This is a genomic window from Veillonella sp. CNR 79/14, assembly GCF_003992185.1.
Lineage (GTDB): Bacteria > Bacillota > Negativicutes > Veillonellales > Veillonellaceae > F0422.
The window spans coordinates 54,076-80,677 of sequence record NZ_RQVH01000001.1; the positions used below are offsets into that span (position 1 = coordinate 54,076).

The window sequence follows — 26,602 nt, forward strand, 5'->3', positions numbered from 1 at the left end:
GAAGGAGCCTCCTTTTTCATAGAAAGGTAACAATATGAATCTTTCAAAACGACAAGAATCGATTGTACAAATTGTACAACAAGAAGGGCCTATCACTGGTAAAGCTATCGCTACAAAATTAGACTTAACGAGGTCTGCGTTGCGATCAGATTTAACGGTACTGACAATGATGGGTATTTTAGATGCACGGCCAAAGGTAGGGTATTACTATGTTGGTAAAGTGGCAAATAATCCCTTAGCGGCTGAGATTAATAGTTTTACTGTGGCACAAGTTATGTCAAGTGTGGTAGCAGTCAGTTCCACAGCATCTGTGTATGACACAATTGTTACCATGTTCACAGAAGATGTAGGAACTATCTTAATCTGCGATGATGGTATATTAAAAGGAGTGGTTTCTCGTAAAGATTTATTGCGTGCCTCTCTTGGTGGGTCTGATTTAAATACTATGCCTATTTCCATGATCATGACACCTACTAGTAAAGTCGTAGTGGCATATCCCGATATGCCTGTTGTGGAAGCAGTAGAACGGATGATTGATTTTGAAATCGATTGCGTACCGGTAGTAGATAAGGTATTATTAGAGACAAGTAAAGAATATCGTGTAGTAGGTCGTATTTCTAAAACCACAGTGACCCGTTTATTTTGGGACTGTGGAAAACGATAGGAGTAATTATGGCTAAAATTATTTATGCAATTTCTGACTCCCTAGGAGAAACAGCTGAATCAGTGGCACGTGCTACGGCAAGTCAATATGATAAGGAAACGATTGATATCGTTCGTGTGCCCTATATTAATGATGAATTACAAATAAATGAAGTGGTAAAAGAAGCTGCTACCGGCGGACATGTGATCTGTCATACCATTGTATCACCAGCATTGCGGTCTTATTTAGATACAGCTTGTAAAGCACAGGGTGTGCAAGCCGTAGATATTATGGGCCCTGTTATGGATGCAGTAGGAACTATGACAGATACAGAGCCTAGATTGGCACCTGGTATGATTCATAAATTAGACCAAGAATATTTCAAAAAGGTAGAGGCTATTGAATTTGCCGTGAAATACGACGATGGTAAAAATCCAAAAGGCTTTGAAAAAGCAGATATTGTCATTATTGGTATTTCTCGTACTAGTAAGACACCATTATCTATGTTCTTAGCCTATAAAAAAATAAAAGCAGCCAATTTACCATTGGTACCAGAAGTACCGTTACCAGAAGAATTGTTCCAAATTCCAGGGCGCAAGATTGTGGGGTTAATTATTGATCCTTTCAAATTGAACAATATTCGTGAAGAACGTCTTCGTACCATGGGACTACATGCGGACGCTAATTATGCGAATGTAAGCCGTATTGAAGAAGAGTTAAATTATGCAAAAACTGTGATGAGACGGTTGCATTGTCCAGTACTTGATGTAACTAATAAATCTATCGAAGAAACAGCTGGTATGGTGATGCAAATCATTCAAAAAAATCGTGTCATGGATACACGCTAAGCTAGGAGGTGTCATATGAGTATTCGTGAAATGCTAGAAGAACGAGAATATACTATGTTAAGTCCTTATGCGGCTAAAAGTAGAGAATCTGTAAGAGATCGTAAGGAAGAGCCTGATCCATATCGGACGGATTTTCAACGAGATCGAGATCGTATTTTACATAGCAAATGTTTCCGTCGATTAAAACATAAAACACAAGTATATATTGCTCCAGGGGACCATTATCGGACTCGTATGACACATACCTTAGAAGTGGGACAGATTGGACGTACCATTGCACGGGCGTTGCGGTTGAATGAAGATTTGACAGAGGCTATCGCTATGGGGCATGATGTGGGACATACACCATTTGGACATGTGGGGGAATACGCCCTTCGTGATATGGTAGGTCATTTCAATCATAATGAGCAAAGCTTGCGCATGGTGGAAAGTATAGAAAAGGATGGACAAGGTCTTAACCTAACAACTGCTGTTCGTGATGGTATTTTAGGGCATACAGGCTCTCATATGCCTCTTACCTTGGAAGGGCAGATTATACGCACTGCTGATCGTATCGCCTATTTGTGTCATGATTTTGATGATGCGTTGCGAGCACATATGCTCAGGGTGAATGATTTACCGAAAGAAGTGGTACAGGTCTTCGGAGATACCCATTCCAAAATGATTACTGCCATGGTCACAGATATGGTGACATCCTCTATGGATCAACCGGTGATTTCTATGTCAGAACGTGGTGTGGAAACTATGAATATTTTCCGTCGTTTTATGTTTGAACGTGTCTATCGGGCACCGTCGTTAATTCCAGATCGGAATAAAGGTGACTATGTGGTAAAACACTTATTTATGTACTATAAAGAACATCCCGAGGCGATTCGCCATGAAATCCATCATGACAATCCCATTACAGACCAAGATATTGTGGACTATGTGGCGGGTCTGACAGATAACTATGCGATAAAACTATTTACTGAGTATTATATTCCTAAAGTATGGGATAATTAATCTGCTTTCAAAGAAATGCTGCGCTAAGGCGTGGCATTTTTTGCTTGCAAATTTAGGTTATTCATACCCTAAACTCTTTAAAAATAAAAGTTTGGGTTATTCATACCCTAAACTTTCTAAAAATGAAAGTTTGGGGTATATAGACATCATCGAATTGATGAGTTTCTTAGTTTGACATTTGTTCCTATTTTAAGTAAACTAAAGAGTAGTACTGAGTAGTATACTTTGAGTTTTAATAGATATAAAAGAGAGTATGAAAGGAGGGCTATATTGGTTACGGTTAAAGAGAAAATTTTAGCAGCGGCGGCCATAATGATTGAAGAGCAAGGCATATCATTCCGCATGGATGATTTAGCAAAAGCACTGACTATCAGTAAACGTACGTTGTATGAACAATTTCGTTCTAAACATGAAATTGTAGAAACCATTTTAGTCCATGGGGCAGAAGATTTTTACAGACAGCATGAGAATATTGTGAACAATAAAAGTCTTACTGTAGAAGAAGTATTAGATAGGTATTTTAAAGTACGATCAAATTTGTATGCGGCTTTCAGTGGAGAATCTTTCATATAAATCTTCTTATATATACCGCAACTACAAGAAACGTTGAAAACTTTGTTCAAGAAAGATTGGGACTTACTTAAACACTATTTACTACACCAACAAGAGCAAGGAACTATTGCTCGCTATGTGGATGTTGATATTATCATTATGATGTTGCAAGGTGCTGTACGACGCATTGTGTTTGAAAGCTCCAATCATCATGAGGATATTTATAAATATATGCCAAAGGTTATTTCAGTTATATTACAGGGTATTACAAATAAGGGTGAAATGAATGAAAAAACAAGCGTATAATGGTTTAGTGGCAGCTAGCTTGGCAGCCCTTGTACTTGTATCTGGTTGTGGTGGACAAGCTCCGGGGCAAGGTCCAACGGAGGTTAACTCCTATAAAATCACAGCTACTGATACAAATGTACAAGAATCTTTCAATGGTACTGTATTGGCACAAAATTCTATTGTGATTCGAGCGAATGTATCCGGTCGAGTTGTTGAAAAATATGTAAAAGGGGGCGACACGGTAAAAGCCGGTCAAGCATTGTATCGTCTCGATGGACGTCAATACGAAGCGAACCTAGCTAGTGCACAAGCCAATGCAGCACGATCTAGCGCAGCGTACCAAAACTCTCAAGTCGATTTACAGCGCTATCAAACATTAGCAAATGAAGATGCCATTGCCCGCCAAACACTGGATACACAAGCTAGTGTGGCTGCACAAAATCGCGCAGCCTTAGAAGCTATGGAAGCACAAATCCGCTTAGCGGAAAATAATTTACAAGATACGGTTGTATATGCGCCATTTGATGGTACATTGGAAATGGATGATGTAGATTTAGGTACATTCGTTACAGCTGGACAAACAGCACTTGTCACATTGAACTCTACCGATCCAGTATATGTACAATTTAGTATGAGTGAAGCAGAGTACTTAGAATATAAAAAAGCACATCGTTCTGTAGATGGCGAAGTAGAATTGAAATTGTCCAATGGTGAAATCTATGGTACCTATGATGATAATCACAAAATTGTAAGCACAATTAAAGGTCGCATTGTGGAAGCTGCCAAAAACTTAGATAGCGGTACAGGTCAGCTGATTTTAAAAGCAGCATTCCCAAATCCAAATCATATGTTGTTACCAAATATGTATGCATCCGTTATTACTAGCGGTGAAACTATTCAAGGCGCTATCTTAGTGCCATCTCGTGCTTTATTACAAGTATTGGATAAAACATTTGTGATGGTCATCCGAGATGGTAAAGTAGAACAAGTGCCTGTCACAACAAGTGGTACCAGTGGTAAATACACCATCATTCGTCCTTCCAAAGATGGTAAAGGTTTAACAGTAGGCGATGAAATCGTTGTAGATGGCTTAACAAAAGCGAAAAATGGCGCAGAAGTAAAAGCAACTTTATTAAGCAAAGAAGATATTGAGAAAGGTAATTAGGGTGATATTGTGTCAAAATTCTTTATTAATCGCCCTATCTTTGCCATCGTAATCTCTATTATCATTACATTGCTAGGGTTGATTTCCTTATCAAAACTGCCGATCGACAGATATCCACAGATTTCTCCACCGCAAGTACAGGTACGTACTGCCTACATGGGGGCCAATGCTGAGGTTGTAAGCGAATCGGTAGCGGCAGTCATCGAAAAACAAATCGTTGGCGTCCAAAATATGGATTATATGCAATCCACGAGTACAGGGGATGGTTCCTATAACTTGACAGTTCAATTTGAGCAAGGAACTGATGCCGATATGGATACGGTAAACGTACAAAACCGTGTAGCCCGTGCCTTGGCATCCTTGCCATCCGAAGTACAAACGGTGGGCGTGACCACTACGAAATCTTCTGGTGATATGGCCATGGTATTCTCCTTGGTATCGCCAAATGGTAGTTATGATAGAACTTTCTTGAAAAACTATGCCACTAACTACATGATGGATGCCATCCAATCTGTGAATGGTGTGGGTACAGTGCAGGAGTTCGGTGCTGACTATGCTATGCGCATTTGGCTAGACCCTACAAAAATGTCTAAGTATGGCGTTACCATAACAGATGTAAGCAATGCGATTCGCAGTCAAAACAAACAGGCTGCAGCAGGTGCGTTAGGTTCCGATCCAATTGACAAAGATCAAGCTTTCAACACATCTGTGAAAGTACAAGGTCGTTTGGCTGAAATTTCAGAATTTGAAAATATCGTAATTAAAAAAGATAAAAAGAATAATTTATTGCATTTAAAAGATGTAGCTCGTGTTGAATTAGGGGCACAAAGTTATTCTGTAGAGCCTACAAGCTTCTCAAAAGAAACGGGCAATGATAAACCAGTAGCTGTATTTGCTGTTTCATTAACGAATGATGCGAATACATTAGAAACAATCAATGCTGTAAAAGAGGTTATTCACCAACAAGAAGAAGCATTCCCACCGGATATGCAAGCGAAGATTATTGTAGATAATACAAAATTTGTAAAAGCTTCTATGAAAGAAGTAGTAAAAACCTTTGAAGAAGCCTTGATTCTCGTAGCGATTATTGTGTACTTGTTCTTGCAAACATGGCAGTCTACAGTGATTCCAATGATTGCAGTGCCAGTATCTTTGATTGGTACTTTTGCGGCGTTCCAAGTAATGGGCTTTACTGTTAATACATTGACTTTGCTAGCCATGGTGTTAGCGATCGGTCTCGTCGTGGATGATGCGATCGTCGTAATCGAAGCTGTAGAATATGAAATGCGCTACAATGGGTTGAAACCAAAGGCGGCTACCGTAGCAGCCATGGAAAAAGTACAAGGCCCTGTTGTTGGTATTGCTTTCGTATTGATTTCCGTATTCGTTCCAGTGGCCTTCATGGGTGGTTTAACGGGGGTATTGTATAAACAATTCGCTTTAACAGTAGCTATTTCTGTTATTATTTCTGCCTTTGTAGCATTGACATTGACGCCTGCATTGTGTGGTATTATGTTAAAACCACATAAGCCAAAAGAGACTACTAATATAGTGGGTCGTTTCTTGGAGTGGTTTAATGGATTCTTGGATCGAAGAATCGATCAGTATGGTATTCTTTTAGCTCGTTGGTCCAATCGTCTATGGGCCACATGGTTGGCATTGGCTATCTTCTTAGGTGCAGCTTTTGGTATGATGCGTATGGTGCCAAGTGGATTCGTACCTGCTGAAGATAGTGGCTATTTTCTGGTTGCGGTATCCTTGCCGCCAGGGGCGACTTCTAGTCGTACAAAAGATGTATTAACTGATTTAGGTCATTTCTTGAACGAAGATAAAGATTCTGATGGGACCATCACAGTACCTGGCTTTGATATCTTAGCTGGGGCAGCACAAACGAGTGGTGGTGTAATCTTTACATCCTTAACAGATTGGGGTGAAAGAACGCAACCAGATCAACAGCTTGGCTTAAAGATTCGAAATACTTTCATGCATGGTTCTAAAGATCCACGAGGAACGATTATTCCGTTGAATCCACCATCCCTCCCAGGTCTTGGTAAGACGGGTGGTTTCTCCATGTACCTCATCAATAAAGCGGGTCATAGTACAGAACAAATGAATGCGGTAGTGCAACAGTTCTTAGGAGAAGCTCAAAAACGTCCTGAGTTCCTTAGTATTTATACGACTTTCAATACGGCCACACCATCCTATAATTTTGATGTGAATCGTGATAGAGCGGCTCGTGATGGTGTAGCTGTGACAGATATTTATACAGCCTTACAAGGATATTATGGTGGTATGCAGTTAAATGACTTTACTAAGTTTGGTAAAAACTACAAAGTTATGTTACAAGCGGACAATCAGTTCCGTACCGATCCTAGTATGAATCATCTATTGACTGTTCGTAATGCAGCAGGTCAAATGGTGCCAGTTGATACGTATATTACACCGCAAAAAACGACATCTGCCTTTGTGGTAACACGATATAACAACTTCCCAGCAGTGAGCATTGGTGGTAATACTAAGCAAGGTGTTAGCTCTGGTGATGCTATCAAAGCCTTAGAAGAAGTGGCGAAAAATACATTGCCACAAGGATATACCTATGATTGGGGTGGACAAACTCGTGAGGAAATCAAAGCGGGATCCCAAGTGTTGATTATCTTTGGATTCGGTATTGTCTTTGTATTCCTTGTGTTGGCTGCCTTGTATGAATCTTGGAAAGTGCCATTTGCAGTATTATTATCTGTTCCAACAGGTATCTTTGGTGCTGTTCTTGGTCCATGGTTATTCAATATGATTGGTGCCATGATGAAATCTACACATTTCTTTGCCTTGGATATTTACTTCCAAATCGGCTTACTTACATTAGTGGGCTTGGCAGCGAAGAATGCGATCTTAATCATTGAATATGCTAAGATTCGTGTTGATGAAAGAGGTATGAACTATGTAGACGCAGCTATTGAAGCAGCGAAGATTCGTTTACGTCCTATCTTGATGACGTCCTTTGCATTCATCATTGGATGCTCGCCATTGATGTTGGCAAGTGGCGCTGGTGCTGGTGCCCGTGCATCCTTGGGTGTGACCGTAGTATTTGGTATGATTACAGCCACATTCTTTGGAGTGGCAATCATCCCTATGCTGTTCATCATTATAGAAAAACTAGGCTTTAAACGTCACTAATTAGGCTATGCAGCCTCGTTGGTCGTTGCTTGTAAGGCTATGCAGCCTTGTGGCGGTCTTAATTGAATATGATAAAAAGGGAAGAGCACGGCATACTCCTCACAAACGGTATTTCATAATGTTTGTTCGGAGCACGCCGTGCTCTTCCTGTGTTTGTATCATTTTGTCAGTAAGGGCGCCACAAAGGCTGCTACACCTAACTGTGTTCCTCAGGATTTTATAATGTGTGAGCACGACATATTCCGACCCGAACTGATACAGTGGTTAGGTTTATTTGATCATTTTAGCTTTGGAATTACTAATTCATTTTATTGATATCTTGAAATAGATAATAAAATGACCTAACGTAAAGAGGTCTGACCACCTCACACGTTAGGCCCATTTCTTTTAAGCTTTGAGATGAGCCTAACGCCTGCGCACGTTGATGGCTCTTCTTATTTATAAATTAAGTATACCATACTTTATGATAAAATACTACTTTTTAGAGTATGCAGCTTGTAGGTTGTCACTAATTAGGCTATGCAGCCTTGTGGCGGTCTTAATTGAATATGATAAAAAAGGGAAGAGCACGGCATACTCCTCACAAACGGTATTTCATAATGTTTGTTCGGAGCACGCCGTGCTCTTCCTGTGTTTGTATCATTTTGTCAGTAAGGGCGCCACAAAGGCTGCTACGCCTAACTGCGTTCCTCAGAGTATAGTTAGAGCACGGCATACTCCTTACAAACGGTATTTCATAATGTTTGTTCGGAGCACGCCGTGCTCTTCCTGTGTTTGTGTAATTTTGTCAGTAAAGACCGCCACGAAGGCTGCTACACCTAACTGCATTCCTCCGGGGTAGGAAACTATATTGATACATGTTAATAGTTTGGGTAATTTTGTAGTATAATGAAGATTAGAAGAGTCATTAACGTGTTGTTAGGCTCATCTCTTCCTATTATGGGAGGAGGTGATACTATGACTGCATATGAAAAATTATCTTTATTGATTCAATTTTCTATGTTAATTGTAGAAGTTATTCGTTGCTTTTATAGCTAATGAAAACGCCTAACGAAATGAGGTTTTACGGCCCTCACACGTTAGGCGAAATCAAATTTTGACTTTTTGAGATGAGCCTAACGCCAGCTACACGTTGATGGCTCTTCTTTTTTACATGTCAAGTATACCATACTTTGCAAAAAAATACTACTTGTTCCTACGTCTAACTGCGTCCCTCTAAGAGTTAAATTATGGGAGAGGTTTGTGTTTTGTGGTATAATGAAATAATAGCCGATGAACTAAGTTCATTCGATGAGTGAGGTACAAATGAAAGTTATTATTTCAACGTTGAATTCAAAATATATACATTCTTCTTTGGCGTTGCGCTATTTGCAGGCTTATGGAAGAACGAAAGACGAGGCATATGAGATAGTGGAATACACTATTAATATGCCTATTTTAGATATTTTAAATAATGTCACTACGTTAGACGCAGATGTAATAGGCTTTGCTTGTTATATCTGGAATATCGATATGACATTGCATCTATGTTCTATGATCAAAGCGGTCCGCCCTAGTACTAAGATTATCTTAGGGGGGCCTGAGGTGAGTTATACAGCGCGGGAACTATTAGAAGACCACCCGTGTATTGACTATATTGTACAAGGGGAAGCTGAGGAGGCTTTCACTTCGTTTGTGAAAGCAATTCGTACAGGTCACTCTCCTGTTGATCCTGTCATACCTGGTATCCTAGGTAGAGAACAAGGGAACATTCAAGGGTCTGAAGAGGCTGTAGAGGTGAAGGACCTAAGTACAATACCATTCCCGTACACAGAGGAAGATATGCTTACCTTAGGGAATAAAATTGTCTATTATGAATCTTCTCGTGGTTGTCCCTTTAGTTGCCAGTATTGTTTATCTGGAAATCGCAACACTGTACGATTCTTTCCCCAAGAACGGGTAATCGAAGAGTTAGCTTGGTTCGTAGAGCACAATGTAAAACAGGTGAAGTTTGTGGATCGTACGTTTAACTGTGCGCCTCATCATCATATTCCATTGATGGAGTGGATGCGTGACCATGGGGGACAGACGAACTTTCACCTGGAAATGGAATCCATTTTAATGACTGAAAAAGAAGTAGATATTCTAAGTTCTACTCGTCATGGTCAAATACAGATTGAGGTAGGCGTTCAGAGTACGCATGATAAGACCTTAGAGGCGATCCATCGGCGCAATGATTGGGGTCGTATTCAATCTGTGATACCACCAATCATCAAGGCTGGGCGCACCCATGTGCATATGGACTTAATTGTAGGTTTGCCATATGAAAGTAAATCTATTTTCGAGAAGTCCTTTAATGATTTATTCAGTTTGCAACCTCATGCGTTGCAGATTGGGTTTTTAAAGTTATTAAAAGGCTCTGGCGTGCGTTCCATGGCAGAGTACGAGTATATTGCCAATCCGAAAGCACCTTATGAAGTATTACAAACCCATGTCTTGCCTTATGATGATGTACGCATGTTAAAACATTTTGAAGATGTGTTTGAACGGTTCTATAATAGTGAACGGTATCGCACAGTTTTTGGGTACATTAGTGAAAGCTTAATCCAAGAAGGATCGGCCTTTGCCTATTTTGAAGAAATGACCAAGCTATGGTTAGAAAAAGGGAATCAAGACCGTAAATTAAATGATGCTGATCAAATAGCATTCCTTTATGAGTTCTTTACCTTGAAAGAGGACCAAGTGGCCTGTGATTTATTGCGCTACGATGTATTGACATCTTTCAATGGGAAAATCCGTGATGAACGATTTGGTTTATCTAAGGATAGAAAGCAAGAAATGCAAGATGCCGAGATATTCTGGCGTGAGGAAGCATTAGTTCGACAATACATTTCTAACTATTCCTTTGTGGAGTGGCGTAAAGTGAGACAAGATTACCACACGATAGAGGTGTGTGGTGCTACATTGCCATACTTAGGGATTTCAAGGGGTTCTTATAGTGCTGTAGAGGTCATCATCGATGTAAAAGGTGAGACGAAACCTTTTATACGTCCTCAACAATGTGTAGATACGAATTTGAATTATCCAGAACATATTGCTAGTTCAACTATCAGGGAGGAGGTGTGATATGAGTGATACCACAAAGCCAAAGCGGTATCGTATGATATCTGCTTTTTACAAAGAGCGATATGGGGAAAAGGCTTATAAAATTCCAGTGGCATTACCGTTGACATGCCCTAATCGCGATGGATCAGCAGGTGTAGGTGGATGTACCTTCTGTGGTGAAATTGGAGCAGGCTATGAAAATCGACCAGCCTCTATGACGGTGAAACAGCAAATTCATGAAACAGTGGTGCATATTGCGAAAAAATATAAAGCCTATAAATATATACCGTATTTTCAGAATTTTAGTAACACCTATTTACCACCAGAGAAGTTTCGCCAGTATGTGGAAGAAGCTTGCTTAGAACATGTGGTAGGCATTGCCATTGCCACACGTCCAGACTGTGTACATGATGCCTATTTAGATATTTTAAAAGATATACAAAACAAATATGGTATTGATGTCTATGTAGAATTAGGCTTACAATCGGTGAACTATCATACATTACAAAAGGTAAACCGAGGACATACGATGGCGGAGTTTATCGATGCAGTATTGCGCATCAAGCGTTATGGATTTGAAGTGTGTGCTCATATGATACTGAACCTTCCATGGGACACCATGAACGATGTTATTGAAGGAGCGAAAACTTTATCAGCATTACAAGTAGACCAAGTGAAGCTTCATGCATTATACTTAGTAAAGAATACGAAAATGGCACGTGATTATGAGGCTGGTGAATTTACCTTAATCAGTGCAGAAGAATACGCTCGACGAGTGGTAGAATTTTTACGTTACCTAGACCCTAAGATTGTATTACAACGATTGGTGGGACGTGCGCCAGAGGAAAATACAATCTTCACGAATTGGTCTATGGGCTGGTGGCGCGTACAAGATTTGATTGATCAAATTATGGAAGACGAAGATATTTCTCAAGGCAGTGGCTATGATTATTTACATGGCGCTGCGGTTCAAAAATTTCTGTGAAAGGGAGCATATGGCTAATCAGAGATTTACCATACCTACTTATGACATGGTAGGACCTATCGTGGGACCTCAAGGATCTCACATGAAAGTATTAGAAGAACTAGTAACAGTAGATATATTACATCGAGATACCATTGTGGATATAACAGGTTCAGAGGAATCTGTACAAGTAGCAATGGAAGTGTTAGATGTACTGTTATACTTGTTTAAAAATCATATTAAAATCACCGATCATCATGTGCGAACAGCTACCACGATGATCTTGAAAGGTGAAAAAGAATCACTTTTTCAGTTATATGAAGATACTATCAATGTGACTGTGAAGGGGAATCTTATCATTCCTAAAACAGTGGGCCAAAAACAATATGTAGATAGTATTCGTCGCAATACGATCACCTTTGGTATTGGTCCTGCGGGAACAGGAAAAACCTATTTAGCTGTTGCACTGGCAGCATTTTACTTGAAAAATCGTGAAGTGGATCGTATTATTTTGACGAGACCTGCCGTAGAGGCAGGGGAAAAGCTAGGGTATTTGCCAGGCGATTTACAAGAAAAAGTAGACCCTTATTTACGTCCTCTCTATGATGCTTTACATGATATGTTCGGTGTAGAACGAGTGCAGAAGATGCTCTTACAAGGGACTATCGAGGTAGCACCATTGGCTTACATGCGTGGTCGCACCTTGGAACGTTCCTTTGTCATCCTTGATGAAGGGCAGAATACGACGCCAGAACAGATGAAAATGTTTTTAACTCGCTTAGGGTATCAATCGAAAATGGTGGTTAATGGAGACCCAACGCAAATTGACTTGCCACCGAAGATAACATCTGGTTTGATTGAAGCAGAGCAAGTGTTACAACGCATCAAAGGGATTCGGTGTATTTATTTTTCTGACCAAGATGTGGTGCGTCATGATTTGGTAGGTCGTATTGTGAAAGCCTATGAAGAATATCAACTTTTAGAGAAAGGGAAACAAGAATGATTGTAAGTATTTCCTATGATGAGGGAATCGAACAGAATAGCACTTACGAGGAAGTCATTCAACGGTGCTGTAATGAAGTGGCTCGTGTGTATGGATTGCACGAGGAAGATGAATATAGTGTGCTCCTCTGTAACAACGGAAAAATTCAGGAATTAAATCGTGAATACCGTGGTAAAGATATGCCTACAGATGTGTTATCGTTTGCCCTCAATGAAGGAGATGAAGCTTCTATCGAGGAAGAAGGACAGTTATTAGGGGATATTGTCATTTCCCTAGAGCGAGCGGCAGAGCAAGCGAAAGAGTATAATCATGATTTTATTCGTGAACTTGCCTATTTAACTGTTCATAGCTGTTTACACATTTTAGGCTATGACCATATGATAGATGAAGATAAAAAAGAAATGCGCACAGAGGAAGAATTTGTGCTTGGTAATTTAGGTTATGTACGAGAGGATATGCCATATAATGAATAGTGGAAAAGGATTTAAATCAGGCTTTGTAGCCGTTGTAGGTCGACCAAATGTAGGAAAGTCTACATTAATTAATGCATTGATTGATGATAAAATTGTTATCGTATCTGATAAAGCGCAAACGACACGAAACCGTATTGTTTGTGTCTATACAGATGAAAAGAAACAAATCGTGTTCATGGATACACCAGGGATTCATAAGCCAAAACATAAATTAGGTGAATTCATGGTAGACCAAGCGGTAGATTCTTTGCGTGAAGTAGAGGCTGTCTTATTTGTAGTGGCAGCTAATGAGAAGCGTGGTCCTGGTGACAACTTTGTCATTGAACAACTTCGTAAGGTGAATGTACCAGTGTTCCTCATTGTGAATAAAATTGATACGATGGAAAAGCAAGACTTGTTAGAGGCTATCGTATCCTATGAAAATAGCTATCCTTTTGAAGCGGTGGTACCGATTTCTGCGAAAGAAAAAGACAATATTGAGGAAGTGGTGAATTTATTAGAAAAACATTTACCGGAAGGTCCAAAATACTTCCCAGATGATATGATTACAGATCAACCGGAACGTTTGATTATCTCTGATATTGTGCGTGAAAAAATCCTGTTACAGACTCATGATGAAATTCCTCATGCCATTGCTGTTGATGTAGATGAAATGAAGACAAGAGAGGATGGCACTACCTATGTACGAGCTACTATCTATGTAGAGCGAGATTCTCAAAAAGGTATCATCATTGGTAAACAAGGAGCCATGTTAAAAACTATTGGCCGCCAAGCTCGTGGTGATGTAGAGCGTTTATTGGCTACAAAAGTATTCCTAGATTTATGGGTAAAAGTGAAAAAAGACTGGCGCAATAAATCTGGTATGTTATCTGAATTGGGATATCGGAATTAATACTTAAGGCCGGTTATTTTATGGTATGCTGTTAATCTTTTAGGTCATAGTGTAGACAACATTACGTATGAAAAATCACATACCTTGAGATAGAGTATGGTATTGTTAAAATAGTGTATATAGAAAGGACTGATTTATATCGATACCCCCGTCACGGGTGGCATGATTCTATTTGCCATCTTTTGTATTTTAATCATTAGTTTGTTTGTTATCAGTAAATTCTCCTTTGCTCGTTTACGAGAAGAACATCTAGAAGATATGGACTCCTTGAGTGATGGGAAAAAAGAAGAATTACGTGAATTATACCAACGGCCAGAACGGTTTATGAATACGTCCACTTTCTTTATTCTCTTCTTTATAGTCGTTTTAGCAGTCTATGTAGGACGCTATTTAGAAGATGGGACTGATGTGGTATTACATTATTTAGGAGTGTATGATGCCACATATGCCATTATAGTAGAATGGATTGTATTAGCATTATTTGCTGTAGTAGTGCTCATATTTGGTGAAATTATTCCTAAAGGGCTGGCATTATCCTTCCCTGAACGCTATGTGGGGACTACAGTGACGATTGTTCGGTTAGCTGGAAAAATTGTAATTCCTTTTGTATATCTTGCGGAACAAATTGGTAATACAGTACTGAAAGCTTTCAAAGCTCCCTATCGTACAGAAATCGATCTAGTGCATACAGAAGAAGAAATCCGTGCCTTGGTAAGCCGTAGTCATCAACAAGGTGAAATTGACCATGTGGAAGGTGAGCTTATCGATAATGTATTCGATTTTGTGGATCGCATTGCGAAGGAAGTTATGATTCCTCGACAAGATGTGGTGTGCGTATATACCCAAGATAGTTTTGAAGAGACCATGCATATCGTATCGTCTACAAGCCACACGAGATATCCTTTGTGTTTAGAAGATAAAGATCATATTATTGGTCTTGTCCATATTAAGGACCTTATGGAACGCCGTGAAGAGGCGAGTAAGGATTTACGCTCCATACGTCGTAATATTCTTGTCATTCCAGAAGTGATGAAATTATCTGTTCTGTTACAGCACATGCGGACACGTCGTATTTATCAAGCTGTTGTGGTGGATGAATACGGTGGTATGGTGGGCTTAGTTGGCTTAGAAGATATCCTAGAAGAACTGGTGGGTGATATTCAAGACGAACACGAACGAGATTTACCAGCCATTGTAGAAAATCCAAATGGAACTTATAATTTTGCTGGGAAAGTTCTGGTAGACGAAGTGGAAGATGTGTTAGATATTTCCTTTGGTGATGTGGACGAAGATACTATTGGTGGTGTTATTTTCGGTATGTTAGAGCGAACACCTGCCATTGGTGACGTCATCACCGTAGGTGGATATACTTTCACAGTGACAGAAATGCAAGGCTATCGAATAGAACGTGTATATGCCGTGCCAGTGCCTGTTGAAGAAAACATAGATGACGAATCAAATTAATAGATACTGTATGTAATACTCATAGGAATTTTAGGTTTGTAGGGTATGTATATGTTGAAGAAAATCAAGAGTATATACAAGGATGATACATGTATTGCTGAATTAGTAGTAATATACTGTTAAGTATGAGGAATTGTAAATGAAAGCAAATACGTTTACTAGTGAAGCCATCGTACTGTGGCGTAAAAAACGAAAATACTATAGTATCTATGCATTTCTCACGAAGTTAGAAGGTATTATACTTTGTTCTGTTCCTCATAAACGTAAAGCTAACTATAAAGAAGGAGCGTATTTACAACCTTTAAGCTGTTTATATTTGACAGTAGCACCTAATGGAGACATGTACGATATTATCCAGATAGATGGGATTTCTACACGCGATTATGAAAGTTTAGAAGATATTTCCTATGCTACTTTTAGCGGTGAACTGGTAAGTGCTTTATTTGAAAAAGGTAAATTAGACCGCAGTGTATATACGAATATGAGCCGATTTTTACAATCTATACAGGATAAACCCATTCGCTTAGGTTCTATTGTGCTGGGGTGGCATATGTTAAGTCTGGCGGGATTTGTGCCACAAGGGCAACATTGTGAAGACCCTGAGGTAATGGCAAGTCTTTGCGATGAAATCTATGAAGCCTGTCAGTATGTAGTGAAACAAGAGCTACAACAAGGGATAACAATGCTTTTGAACTATGATTGGATTCCTACAAAGCCTTTACGTCTTACTGCGAATCAATGGGATCAATTAGAAATTCTATTGCGAAAACTTTTGACATATCAACTAGGATATACATTGCATAGCATTGAGTTTTTAGAGACGATGATATAATTAATATATTAAAATGAAAACAGGAGCTACCTTTCATAGAAGGAATGCTCCTGTTTTGATTTGTGAAGTTATTGTAAAATGTATAATGAAATAATGAGTGCTTATATACGCACTAAATAGTATAGTAAGCGGTTATATTTCTTTTTTCTTTTTAGAAATTAGGCTAATGATATAGGCTGTTGCAATGGTTGCTAATGCTGTTCCTACGATAGTAGATAGGCTAGCTCCTAAGAATGGGTTGCTGTCAAGGAATTGATGGTACATATAAGTACCAGATGCCCAACAAATGATATACAAACTAGGTCCATGGTCAAGATGTGGACAATGACGTAATAAGAAATAGTGAGTTAATAAAATAGCAATCATTGGGGCAAATACGGATCCAATCATATATAAGAAAGGAATGATATTATCCATTGGATAGATGGATGCACCGATGGTGCCGATGACGGTAACGATAATACCGATGGTACGACCAGAGTATTTAGATTGCAAACTTTCAGAGGAAATACCAGCAGATAGGGCATCCATAAAAGTAGTTGTGACAGTAGAGAATACGATGATAATTAACCCACCAAATCCTAAACCAGCATGAAGTAGAACCTTTGCAATGTTGCTTTCATTTGTATAGAGGGCCGCAGCGAGGCCTAATACATACATGACAGAACTAGTTACGCCGTATACGATGGCACTAGCAGCAGTACCTGCTACAGGGTTCTTGGATAATCGAGTATAATCACTAATCAATGGTAGCCAAGACAATGGCATAGCGATGGATAATTCCAAAGCCGCTGTGAAAGTCATTTCGTCAGTGATGATTCCTTGGCTGTGAATGGAACTTTCTTGTAACAAGCTAATTAACAAATAGATGCAGAGGATACCTAAGCCGTAGCCCATGATACTGTTGATATAGCCCATGTTACGGATACCAATGAAGAGCCATACAATGATGAGAGCACCGATAATGATAGTCCATGCAGTGAATGGTAGATTCCATAATTCTACGGCACCAAGAGCACCGTCATAAATCATAATACCGGTCCAACCAATCAGTTGTAGAACGTTTAAAATGGAAAATAATTTCATGCCCCCATTGCCAAAGACAGTGGATACAGTTTGCATAGAACTCATGTGTTCACGAGCGCCGATGAGTCCTGCACCAAATAATAACAAACAGCCGATGACGTGACCTATGATGATGGCTAATAGGCCGTCGGAAAATCCTAGGGGCGCAAAATAGGTGCCCGTCATAATTTCCGCAATGGAAAGAGCGGCGCCGAACCAAATGAGGGACAACCGCGATGATGAAAGTTTTGAATCAGTCATGAATACTCCTAACTATGCCAGTGGGAACAAAAAAGACTAATCTGAAACGATTAGCCTGTAGATGATAGATATTCTTAATATACCTAGTATTGTAAACAGGAACCATATGGTAATGTGTCCTTATGTGTTTGTATAGGTACTACAAAAATATACTAATATATCCCTACGTTGGCATTATCCAAATCAGGTTATGGGTTAGTAGCACATAGCCACTTCTCAGCCCACTTTAGTGAGCACCCCTTACAGATGTATTATACGAATTGAATGATACTACGTCAATAGCAATATATAGGTAAATGTAATGTATTATATGAAATACATAAGATATTTAAATATCTATATTGAGAGAAAATCTCTTCTAGTGAAAGTAGTTTAGCTGTAATTTATTGTATTGCATTGGTTACTATTTCATGTTATAACTAAATTAATATAAGAACCACTAGGGGTGCTTATGCTGAGATTGATGAGTATCAAAACCCTAGACCTGAACCAGATAATGCTGGCGGAGGAAAGTGGATGGCATCGAATACTAGATATTGTATAAGAACCGTCCCTAGGATTGGTTCTTTTTTGTTACTAGTAAAGGAGATACCTATGAAATTACATAAAGCGTTAACAATTGCAGGAACAGATCCAACAGGCGGTGCAGGGGTGATGGCGGACTTAAAAAGCTTTCAAAGTCGTCATGTCTATGGGATGGCTGTTATTACATCCGTAGTGGCACAAAACACAAGAGGTGTAACGCAAATTGCCCATATGGATGTATCCATGATTGAAGCACAGTTACAATCGGTGTATACAGACATTGTACCGGAAGCAGTGAAAACTGGCATGTTAGCCACAGCAGAGATGATGGAACTCATCGGGACATATATAGATCCTAAGGTACCCTATGTGTTAGACCCTGTGATGATTGCCACCAGTGGGGATCGATTGATTTCCGATGAGGCGGTGAAAGCCTTACAAAGCAAATTGATTCCGAAAGCGACCTTGATTACACCGAACCGTAGTGAAGCCGAAGTACTAGCAGATATGAAAATTGATACGGTAGAAGCTTTACATACAGCAGGGATTCGTATTTTACAAGAATTAGGCCCTCAAGCAGTCATCATCAAAGGTGGTCACATAGGAGATGAGGCCACAGATTACTTGTTTACAAAAGATACTATGTCCATGCATCGCTCTTGGACAAGTCCTAAATATGACACAGTACACACCCATGGCACAGGTTGTACATTCTCTGCTGTTATAACAGCAGAACTTGCCAAAGGGAAATCCTTGGAAGACGCTATTACGATTGGTAAAGAATATATCCGATTAGCTATTTTGCATAACCCTGGTCTGGGCACAGGCAATGGGCCAGTGAATCATATGGCCTATGGGGATGAATATTCTGATTAATATAGGTATGATCCATATCATATCAACCATACTTAGTGTCGTGGTATACTATAAGTAATCTGTTTTGGTTGTTATATAAGAAACGAGGATTATTTTGAAACATCATGATATAGATACAGTGCGCTCCATGATGGGCTTGTACTTCATTTGTGGAACACCGAATACGAAGGATATTCACAAGACCCTTACAGAAGCTTGTAAAGGCGGTATTACTTGCTTTCAACTTCGTGAAAAAGGAGAAGGTGCTTTAGTAGGTGACGAAAAAGGGCAGTTGGCACGGGAGTTACAGAAAATTTGCAAAGAATATGGAGTTCCTTTCATCATTAATGATGATGTAGAATTAGCGGAACGAATTGGTGCTGATGGTGTTCATGTGGGACAAGACGATATGGATCTTGAAGAAGTACGCAAACGATTGCCTCAAGCCCTTGTGGGGACATCCATTAATTCTGTAGAAGAGTTGGAGAACACAAAGTTGGACTATGTGAATTACATCGGTGTAGGTCCTATGTATGCGACAAGCACAAAAAAAGATGCCAAAACTGTGCGAGGGCCCGAATTAATTTTAGCTTTACGTGCTCATAATCCAACTATTCCTATGGTAGCTATTGGTGGCATTAATCGAGATAATTTTGACGATGTATTAGCGGAACCGGTAGATGGTATTGCGGTGATCTCAGCCATCACAGAAATGGAAGACGTCGAATATGAAACTGCCATGTGGATAGAGAACATGGAATGGTGTAAGATGTTCTTGGAAAAATAATATACAGAACATATTACTAGACCTTTGTGGTATAGGGGGATAGTAAAAGCAATTAAGAACTTACATCAGTAATTCAGCGGATACACCTTGACACTAACCCCTTTTATCCATACAATAGTATATATACATAAGTGATGAAGCAGAGGAGTATACTCCCGTTAGCGAGTGAGGACGGTGAAAGCTCACAAATGAGTAGAAGGCGCTGTGGAGCATGGGCAGGAACGTTGTACCATACTAGGTATGGACAATTAGTAAAGGCTATTTTTTAAAAGAGGGCATTAGCCAATTAGGGTGGAACCGCGGGTATATCTCGTCCCTGTAGCGATTTTCGTTGCAGGGACTTTTTTTTATTCCCTGTAAAACATAAGGAGGAATGGAAATGACATTTCAAGAGATGATTTTTACACTCCAAAACTTCTGGGGTGAACAAGGTTGTATTTTACAACAACCATATGACATTGAAAAAGGGGCGGGTACGATGAACCCTGCTACATTCTTACATGCTTTAGGTCCTGAACCTTGGTCTGTATGTTATGTAGAACCATCCCGCCGTCCAGCAGACGGACGTTATGGTGACAATCCAAACCGTTTATTCCAACATCATCAATTCCAAGTGATTATTAAACCATCTCCAGACAATATTCAAGAATTATATTTGCAAAGTTTGGCTGCTCTTGGCATTCATGCAGAAGATCATGATATCCGTTTCGTAGAAGATAACTGGGAATCTCCAACATTAGGCGCTTGGGGTCTTGGTTGGGAAGTATGGTTAGACGGTATGGAAGTAACGCAGTTTACCTATTTCCAACAAGTAGGATCTATCGATGTAAAACCAGTGTCCGTAGAAATTACATACGGCTTAGAACGTTTGGCTATGTACATTCAAGGCGTAGAAAATGTGTATGACTTACAATGGAACGAACAATATACATACGGCGATGTATGGCATGCAAATGAAGTAGAACAGTCTACATACAGCTTTGAATTAGCAGATACAGATATGTTGTTCAAATTATTTGACATGTACGAAGCAGAGGCTACACGTGTATGTCAATTAGGTTTCGTATTGCCGGCCTACGATTATGTATTGAAATGTTCCCATACATTTAACTTGCTAGATGCACGCGGTGCCATTTCTATTTCTGAAAGAACAGCTTTCATCGGCCGTGTTCGTAACATGGCTCGTATTTGTGCACAAAACTATTTGGCGAAACGAGAAGAACTTGGTTTCCCATTGTTGAAAGGAGATAAATAAGATGGCTAAGGATTTACTCTTTGAAATTGGGGCAGAAGAAATTCCTGCAGGATTTTTGCCAAATATTATTAAACAATTAGGTGAATTAGCAACAGCTGCATTGGCAGAGCGTCACATTCCACATGGCGCTGTAAAAGTCTATGCCACACCTCGCCGTGTTGCATTACTCATCAATGACGTAGCAGAACGTGGTGAAGATGTTCATGAAACACATAAAGGTCCATCTGTGTCTATTGCTTATGATGCTGACGGCAATGCTACAAAAGCAGCCATCGGTTTTGCTCGTGGTAAAGGATTAGATGTATCTGAATTAAAAGTAGTAGATGGTTACATCTTTGCGGACACAACAACAGCTGGTTTAGATACAAAAGAAGTCTTATCTGACGTATTACCATCCTTGATTACAGGTTTAAGTTTCCCTAAATCCATGCATTGGGGCGATTTAGAAGAACGGTTCGTTCGTCCAGTACGTTGGTTGGTGGCATTATTTGGACAAGACGTAGTACCAGTGACATTTGCTAATGTAACTAGCTCTAATGTGAGCCGTGGACATCGTTTCCTTGGTGAGTCTGAATTGACTATTACAGAACCAAAAGACTATGTGGATACATTAACTAAGAACTTTATTATGATCGACCAAGACGTTCGCCGTGAGACGATCCGTAAACAATTAACAGAATTAGCAGCCACTAAAGGGGCTACTGTGGTGTGGGATGAAGATTTATTAGACGAAGTTACATTCTTAGTAGAATATCCTACAGCACTTTGTGGTACTTTTGATGAAAGCTATTTAGCGTTACCATCAGACTGTATTATTACACCAATGAAAGACCATCAACGCTATTTCCCAATGGTGGATGGCAAAGGAACATTACTTCCTATGTTCTTAACTGTTCGCAATGGGGATAGCAAATCTCTAGAAGTGGTAGCAGCTGGTAATGAACGTGTACTTCGTGCTCGTTTAGACGATGCGAAATTCTTCTTTAATGAAGACCGTAAAACGCCATTAGCTGGTCGTTATGAAGCATTGACAAAAATTGTCTTCCAAGAAGGTTTGGGCAATTTAAAAGATAAAACAGAACGTCTCTTAACATTAGGTGCTGCCTTAGCACAAGAAGTAGGCTTTACAGATACAGTTACTTTAGAACGCGCTACACATCTTGCTAAAACTGACTTAACGACAGGTATGGTGAGCGAATTTACTGAATTACAAGGTATTATGGGTAAAGAATATGCTCTACTAGATGGTGAAACTCCAGCTGTAGGGGAAGCAATTTTTGAACAATACTTGCCTCGTTTTGCAGGGGATATCTTACCAAGTACCGATGCAGGTCGTATTTTGAGTATCGTTGATAAAGTAGATACCATTGTAGCTACGTTCAGCCGTGGTTTAATTCCAACAGGTTCCCAAGATCCATATGCATTACGCCGTCAAACGATTGGTATCATCAACATTTTGATGGATAGTAAATGGTCTTTATCCATGCGTCCAATCTGGGTAAAAGCAATGGAATTATTAGGCGTGGCTAGTGAAAAACAAGAAGAATTACTAGGTCAATTAGAAAACTTCTTTATCCTTCGCTTGAAAAATATCTTGTTAGAACAAGGCATGCCATATCAAGTGGTAGATATCGTATTGAGCCAAGAGACTGTCACAGTTGCCTTAGCAGAAGGTTTAGGACAAGCCTTAACAGCAAACCGTATTGATGAAAACGAACCATTAATGCAGGCTTATACACGTATTTTTAATATGGTAAAAGATGTGACTTTCACAGGTGTAGACGAATCCTTGTTAAAAGAAGATTCTGAACAAGCCTTGTACAAAGCGGCATTGCCGGTATATACAACAAATCGTAATGCCTTAGAGGCAGGTGACTATGTGAAAGCTGTAAGTTTGGCAGAATCCTTGGTGCCATATATTGAAACATTCTTTGAACATGTTATGGTTATGGATAAAGACGAAGCAGTGAAGCAAAATCGTCTTCAATTATTACGTATGACTTACGAAGTAAGTAACTTAGGTAAATTGAAATAAAATCTTATGATTATTACAGTACTCACATTTTTTGCGAATGTATTTATCATTGGCAGTATTCTGTACATGTACCAAGTTATCTTTGGTCCTATTGATCATCCTTTTCTGATGAAAGCGATGGACCTCTTTCATGTGCGTATTAACCTGGAAAATATTAGCTATGCCGTAGCAGGTACATCTGTGTTACTTGTGGCGGCACTAGCGCAAATTCCTTGGTTTCATCGCATTACGATGTGGCTCTATGGGGGACGTCGTCCTATAGGGCAAGAAGTAGAGATTCTACAGATGATTCAGAAGGATATACAAAACCATACTGGTATCGATATGTCGCAATTCGACTGGTTTATCAAAAATGATGATTCTATCAATGCTTTTGCAATGGGGCATAATCGAATTTGTATTAATACGGGGGCTATCATACAGTTGCCATATGATGAATTATTGGGCATAGTGGCTCACGAAATGGGACATATTCATCATAAAGATGGGGCCTACGGATTTTCTTGTTTCTATATGAACTATTTGGGACAAATGTGCATTCGTGTGTACGAACTATTTGCGCGTGTCATATTATGGATTCAATATTTGCGACTACCGATAATTACATTCATTGTGCAAATCTTCTACCTTTGCGTGGTATTGCAGATACTTTTCATGCAGTGGGTTATTAAAGCGCCTTTGATCATTATTGACTTATTCACAGGTAGACGAGCCGAATATCGGGCAGATAAATATGCTTATGAAATCGGCTTAGGCGCTGAATTACATAATGCATTGATTACCTTACGCAACTATACAGTTGAAACTGGTGAAAGTGGGCTCATTAGCAAACTCTATAGCACACATCCAGCTACAGAAAAACGTATCGAACGATTGCGACAATATGTTGAGAGGGAGATAAAATAAATTTTACATTTCCCTCTTGCATAAAAACTTTTATTTATGATAGAATAATACTGTTAATTTGAGATGGTCCTCTGCTTATAAGGTGTAAGTAATGAACGTCTGCAAAATAGGAGGAAAAAATCGTGAATATTATTGATGTATTAGAAAAAGAACAGCTTCGCTCTGACATTCCTGAGTTCCGCGCTGGTGATACTGTAAAAGTACACGTAAAAGTTGTGGAAGGTAGCCGTGAACGTATTCAGGTTTTCGAAGGTTTAGTAATCAACCGTCAAGGTGGTTCCGTTCGTGAAACTTTCACAGTTCGTCGTATCGCTTCTGGCGTTGGTGTTGAACGTGTATTCCCACTTCACAGCCCACGTCTAGCAAAAATCGAAGTAACTCGTCGCGGTATCGTTCGTCGTGCTAAATTGTACTACTTACGTAGCCTTACTGGTAAAGCTGCTCGTATTCGCGAAAAACGCTAATTTAAAAGGGTTAGCCATGAGACGTAAGTCTATGGCTAGCCTTTTTTTATTTCCTTTAGAAACTGCTAAATAGTAGGGCATATTAGTTATGAAGTTATAGATAGGAGTTTGCTACTTGATAGTCGATTTTATATACTTTCATAAAATGTATATAGTTTGATAGTAGTATGTCATAAAAGATATTAGATTAGCAGAAAAAAATAACAGTAAAATGAGCATATGATATAGATAATAGACGAATAGGTGAAATATGAGTCAAGAAATTTTTCCGATCGTGCAGTGGTTCCCTGGCCATATGGCAAAAGCCACACGCATGATTACGGAACATAAAAAGAAAGTTGATGTGGTTATCGAATTACTAGATGCACGTATTCCTCGCAGTAGTGCGAATCCAGTTATTCGCGAGTTGATAGGTGATAAGCCACATGTAGTGATTTTAAATAAATGCGATTTAGCAAATCCAAAAGCTACAAAAGAATGGATTGAATTTTTCAAAAACGAAGGTATTCATGCTATTGCTATTGATTCTAAAAATGGCAAAGGAAATAAGCAACTCGTGAAAACCGTAGAATCCTTAGCACAGCCCATCATCGATAGATGGCTAAAAAAAGGAATTAAAGGTCGTACAGTACGTACTATGATTCTAGGGATACCCAATGTAGGTAAATCTACACTAATTAATAAACTAGCTGGATCAGCAGCAACAAGAACTGCTAATAAACCGGGTCATACTCGGGGGCAACAATGGGTAAAAGTAGGTAAAAATCTTGAACTATTAGATACACCAGGTGTATTATGGCCTAAGTTTGAAGACCAACGAGCAGCAGCTCGGTTAGCGATGACAGGAGCTATTTCCGACGATGTGTATGATTTAGATTCTGTTATCAAGCAGTTGTTGGCATATTTAGAAGAGCATGAACCGACATTATTGCATGAGCGTTATAAATTGACGGAAGAAGAGCGTACATCCGTAGATACCATGTTAGAGGCTATTGGTCGTCGTCGTGGTTGTTTGGTAAGCGGTGGCGTCGTAGATTATGACAAGGTGCGCCGTGTGATTTTGACGGATTACAGAAATAATAAATTGGGATACATTACCTTTGATGGCGTCGATGAGGAGCCGTACTATGTTGACGAAGAGTGAGTTTGAGGAACTTAAAGTTAAAGATATTAAAAATCTACTGCAAGGTGAATGCCCTTTTGATTATGTACAATGGGCATTAGAAGATTCTCGTGAATCCGTGAAACACGCAGCTGGTGTGTATTTGCGAAAGCAGAAAAAAGTCTTAGAGGAGCAACAGCGTTTAGAAGCTATGTACGCTTATGAAGAAAGCTTTTACGAGGAAGGAAAATACCTAATCGCTGGTGTAGATGAAGTAGGTAGAGGTCCTATTGCAGGTCCTGTGACAGTAGCAGCTGTTATCTTACCACCTCATTGCAAGCTAGTAGGGTTGAACGATTCCAAAAAACTAACGCCAGAAAAACGAGATACCTTATTTGATCAAATCATGGAGGTAGCAGTAGCGGTACACTGTGTGTCCTATAAGGCAGAAGTCATTGATACACTCAATATTTATGAGGCTACACGACAAGCTATGTATGAGGCGATTCGTAATTTGCCAGTACAGGCAGAGGCTGTATTATCGGATGCGATGAAATTACCAGATTTAGAGGTACCTGTAGAATCTTTGATTAAAGGAGACTCTAAAAGTGCATCTATTGCGGCTGCTTCCATTGTAGCAAAAGTAACACGGGACCGCTTCATGGAAGCTATGGATGAAGAGTATCCAGGATTTGGGTTTGCGATCCATAAAGGATATTATACAGATGTACATAAGCAGGCGATAAAAGACCTTGGCATTACGCCATTACATCGTCATAGTTTTGAACCTATCAAATCGATTGTGGCAGGTAAGCCTGTAGAAGAAATCTAAGTATTAGTATATCGTTTAGGTTATACATGCTTAGGATACCTATAAAGATATCTCTGCCCATAGCGATTCCATTGTTTGAAAATGATTATAATATTATATTACTTATAAAAGCATTCTTATAGAGTATTCTA

General features: G+C 39.4%; 23 protein-coding genes and 2 riboswitches. Of the genes, 22 read left to right on the forward strand and 1 reads right to left on the reverse strand.

Going from position 1 to position 26,602, the window contains the following annotated elements; translation table 11 throughout:
- Positions 1–34: 34 nt before the first annotated feature.
- The 14 genes from EO119_RS00235 (at position 35) to EO119_RS00300 (ending at position 16,384) form a co-directional block, all read left to right on the forward strand.
- On the forward strand, positions 35–664 hold the full coding sequence (locus EO119_RS00235; RefSeq protein ID WP_009354020.1) for a CBS domain-containing protein: 630 nt from the start codon (positions 35–37) through the stop codon (positions 662–664).
- Positions 665–672: 8 nt separating this feature from the next.
- Positions 673–1,491, forward strand: coding sequence for a pyruvate, water dikinase regulatory protein (locus EO119_RS00240; protein WP_062402939.1), 819 nt, complete (start codon positions 673–675; stop codon positions 1,489–1,491).
- A gap of 15 nt (positions 1,492–1,506) precedes the next feature.
- Positions 1,507–2,493: a deoxyguanosinetriphosphate triphosphohydrolase gene (locus EO119_RS00245; protein ID WP_062402936.1), complete on the forward strand. Its 987-nt coding sequence runs from the start codon at positions 1,507–1,509 to the stop codon at positions 2,491–2,493.
- A gap of 270 nt (positions 2,494–2,763) precedes the next feature.
- Entirely contained in the window at positions 2,764–3,066 is a 303-nt protein-coding gene (locus EO119_RS00250) for a TetR/AcrR family transcriptional regulator (protein ID WP_126940250.1), read from the forward strand.
- Between the two features lie 33 nt (positions 3,067–3,099).
- The gene (locus EO119_RS00255; RefSeq protein ID WP_062402931.1) at positions 3,100–3,351 is read left to right on the forward strand and encodes a hypothetical protein; all 252 of its coding nucleotides are present in this window, start codon (positions 3,100–3,102) and stop codon (positions 3,349–3,351) included.
- Positions 3,332–4,498, forward strand: coding sequence for an efflux RND transporter periplasmic adaptor subunit (locus tag EO119_RS00260; RefSeq protein WP_009354038.1), 1,167 nt, complete (start codon positions 3,332–3,334; stop codon positions 4,496–4,498). The genes EO119_RS00255 and EO119_RS00260 overlap by 20 nt, the downstream gene beginning before the upstream one ends.
- 9 nt (positions 4,499–4,507) lie before the next feature.
- The gene (locus tag EO119_RS00265; RefSeq protein ID WP_126940251.1) at positions 4,508–7,672 is read left to right on the forward strand and encodes an efflux RND transporter permease subunit; all 3,165 of its coding nucleotides are present in this window, start codon (positions 4,508–4,510) and stop codon (positions 7,670–7,672) included.
- A 1,305-nt stretch (positions 7,673–8,977) separates the two neighbouring features.
- Complete coding sequence (locus tag EO119_RS00270; protein ID WP_126940252.1) at positions 8,978–10,777, forward strand: B12-binding domain-containing radical SAM protein; 1,800 nt, start codon at positions 8,978–8,980, stop codon at positions 10,775–10,777.
- 1 nt (position 10,778) lies between these two features.
- A complete protein-coding gene (locus EO119_RS00275) occupies positions 10,779–11,741 on the forward strand; it encodes a TIGR01212 family radical SAM protein (RefSeq protein WP_126940253.1) in 963 nt (320 codons plus the stop codon).
- Between the two features lie 10 nt (positions 11,742–11,751).
- Complete coding sequence (locus tag EO119_RS00280) at positions 11,752–12,723, forward strand: PhoH family protein (protein ID WP_126940310.1); 972 nt, start codon at positions 11,752–11,754, stop codon at positions 12,721–12,723.
- Positions 12,720–13,196: an rRNA maturation RNase YbeY gene (gene ybeY / locus EO119_RS00285; protein ID WP_126940254.1), complete on the forward strand. Its 477-nt coding sequence runs from the start codon at positions 12,720–12,722 to the stop codon at positions 13,194–13,196. Before EO119_RS00280 ends, ybeY begins: the two co-directional genes overlap by 4 nt.
- Entirely contained in the window at positions 13,189–14,088 is a 900-nt protein-coding gene (era, locus tag EO119_RS00290) for a GTPase Era (protein ID WP_062402913.1), read from the forward strand. The genes ybeY and era overlap by 8 nt, the downstream gene beginning before the upstream one ends.
- Positions 14,089–14,250: 162 nt before the next feature.
- Complete coding sequence (locus EO119_RS00295; protein ID WP_126940255.1) at positions 14,251–15,552, forward strand: hemolysin family protein; 1,302 nt, start codon at positions 14,251–14,253, stop codon at positions 15,550–15,552.
- Positions 15,553–15,691: 139 nt separating this feature from the next.
- Positions 15,692–16,384, forward strand: coding sequence for a DNA repair protein RecO (locus tag EO119_RS00300; RefSeq protein ID WP_009354037.1), 693 nt, complete (start codon positions 15,692–15,694; stop codon positions 16,382–16,384).
- A 132-nt stretch (positions 16,385–16,516) separates the two neighbouring features.
- Here EO119_RS00300 and cytX read toward each other — a convergent pair whose 3' ends face one another.
- A complete protein-coding gene (gene cytX, locus EO119_RS00305) occupies positions 16,517–17,710 on the reverse strand; it encodes a putative hydroxymethylpyrimidine transporter CytX (RefSeq protein ID WP_126940256.1) in 1,194 nt (397 codons plus the stop codon).
- Positions 17,711–17,853: 143 nt separating this feature from the next.
- Positions 17,854–17,961: riboswitch (TPP riboswitch) on the reverse strand.
- A gap of 180 nt (positions 17,962–18,141) precedes the next feature.
- Positions 18,142–18,238, forward strand: a riboswitch (TPP riboswitch).
- Positions 18,239–18,304: 66 nt separating this feature from the next.
- On the opposite strand from cytX, the gene thiD reads away from it, so the two are divergent.
- From thiD to EO119_RS00345, 8 genes are all read left to right on the forward strand, one after another.
- Complete coding sequence (thiD, locus tag EO119_RS00310; protein WP_126940257.1) at positions 18,305–19,111, forward strand: bifunctional hydroxymethylpyrimidine kinase/phosphomethylpyrimidine kinase; 807 nt, start codon at positions 18,305–18,307, stop codon at positions 19,109–19,111.
- Positions 19,112–19,205: 94 nt separating this feature from the next.
- Entirely contained in the window at positions 19,206–19,877 is a 672-nt protein-coding gene (gene thiE / locus EO119_RS00315) for a thiamine phosphate synthase (protein ID WP_126940258.1), read from the forward strand.
- 379 nt (positions 19,878–20,256) lie between these two features.
- Positions 20,257–21,132 carry a glycine--tRNA ligase subunit alpha gene (glyQ, locus tag EO119_RS00320; protein WP_009354040.1) on the forward strand — a complete coding sequence of 292 codons (876 nt, stop codon included), beginning with the start codon at positions 20,257–20,259 and terminating at the stop codon, positions 21,130–21,132.
- A 1-nt stretch (position 21,133) separates the two neighbouring features.
- Positions 21,134–23,167 (forward strand): glycine--tRNA ligase subunit beta, encoded by a 2,034-nt coding sequence (gene glyS, locus EO119_RS00325; RefSeq protein ID WP_126940259.1) that lies wholly within the window; start codon positions 21,134–21,136, stop codon positions 23,165–23,167.
- Positions 23,168–23,173: 6 nt separating this feature from the next.
- Entirely contained in the window at positions 23,174–24,073 is a 900-nt protein-coding gene (locus EO119_RS00330) for a zinc metalloprotease HtpX (protein WP_126940260.1), read from the forward strand.
- 122 nt (positions 24,074–24,195) lie between these two features.
- On the forward strand, positions 24,196–24,537 hold the full coding sequence (rplS, locus tag EO119_RS00335) for a 50S ribosomal protein L19 (RefSeq protein WP_062402893.1): 342 nt from the start codon (positions 24,196–24,198) through the stop codon (positions 24,535–24,537).
- A gap of 250 nt (positions 24,538–24,787) precedes the next feature.
- Positions 24,788–25,681 (forward strand): ribosome biogenesis GTPase YlqF, encoded by an 894-nt coding sequence (gene ylqF, locus EO119_RS00340; RefSeq protein ID WP_009354018.1) that lies wholly within the window; start codon positions 24,788–24,790, stop codon positions 25,679–25,681.
- Positions 25,668–26,471 carry a ribonuclease HII gene (locus EO119_RS00345; protein ID WP_082717818.1) on the forward strand — a complete coding sequence of 268 codons (804 nt, stop codon included), beginning with the start codon at positions 25,668–25,670 and terminating at the stop codon, positions 26,469–26,471. Before ylqF ends, EO119_RS00345 begins: the two co-directional genes overlap by 14 nt.
- Positions 26,472–26,602 lie beyond the last annotated feature (131 nt).

What these genes read in the sequence shown, in the direction of transcription:
- EO119_RS00235 (WP_009354020.1), top strand. Translation starts at nt 35, where the DNA reads ATGAATCTTTCAAAACGACAAGAATCGATTGTACAAATTGTACAACAA.
- EO119_RS00240 (WP_062402939.1), top strand. Translation starts at nt 673, where the DNA reads ATGGCTAAAATTATTTATGCAATTTCTGACTCCCTAGGAGAAACAGCT.
- EO119_RS00245 (WP_062402936.1), top strand. Translation starts at nt 1,507, where the DNA reads ATGAGTATTCGTGAAATGCTAGAAGAACGAGAATATACTATGTTAAGT.
- EO119_RS00260 (WP_009354038.1), top strand. Translation starts at nt 3,332, where the DNA reads ATGAAAAAACAAGCGTATAATGGTTTAGTGGCAGCTAGCTTGGCAGCC.
- EO119_RS00270 (WP_126940252.1), top strand. Translation starts at nt 8,978, where the DNA reads ATGAAAGTTATTATTTCAACGTTGAATTCAAAATATATACATTCTTCT.
- EO119_RS00275 (WP_126940253.1), top strand. Translation starts at nt 10,779, where the DNA reads ATGAGTGATACCACAAAGCCAAAGCGGTATCGTATGATATCTGCTTTT.
- EO119_RS00280 (WP_126940310.1), top strand. Translation starts at nt 11,752, where the DNA reads ATGGCTAATCAGAGATTTACCATACCTACTTATGACATGGTAGGACCT.
- ybeY (WP_126940254.1), top strand. Translation starts at nt 12,720, where the DNA reads ATGATTGTAAGTATTTCCTATGATGAGGGAATCGAACAGAATAGCACT.
- era (WP_062402913.1), top strand. Translation starts at nt 13,189, where the DNA reads ATGAATAGTGGAAAAGGATTTAAATCAGGCTTTGTAGCCGTTGTAGGT.
- EO119_RS00295 (WP_126940255.1), top strand. Translation starts at nt 14,251, where the DNA reads ATGATTCTATTTGCCATCTTTTGTATTTTAATCATTAGTTTGTTTGTT.
- EO119_RS00300 (WP_009354037.1), top strand. Translation starts at nt 15,692, where the DNA reads ATGAAAGCAAATACGTTTACTAGTGAAGCCATCGTACTGTGGCGTAAA.
- cytX (WP_126940256.1), bottom strand. Translation starts at nt 17,710, where the DNA reads ATGACTGATTCAAAACTTTCATCATCGCGGTTGTCCCTCATTTGGTTC.
- thiD (WP_126940257.1), top strand. Translation starts at nt 18,305, where the DNA reads ATGAAATTACATAAAGCGTTAACAATTGCAGGAACAGATCCAACAGGC.
- glyQ (WP_009354040.1), top strand. Translation starts at nt 20,257, where the DNA reads ATGACATTTCAAGAGATGATTTTTACACTCCAAAACTTCTGGGGTGAA.
- glyS (WP_126940259.1), top strand. Translation starts at nt 21,134, where the DNA reads ATGGCTAAGGATTTACTCTTTGAAATTGGGGCAGAAGAAATTCCTGCA.
- EO119_RS00330 (WP_126940260.1), top strand. Translation starts at nt 23,174, where the DNA reads ATGATTATTACAGTACTCACATTTTTTGCGAATGTATTTATCATTGGC.
- ylqF (WP_009354018.1), top strand. Translation starts at nt 24,788, where the DNA reads ATGAGTCAAGAAATTTTTCCGATCGTGCAGTGGTTCCCTGGCCATATG.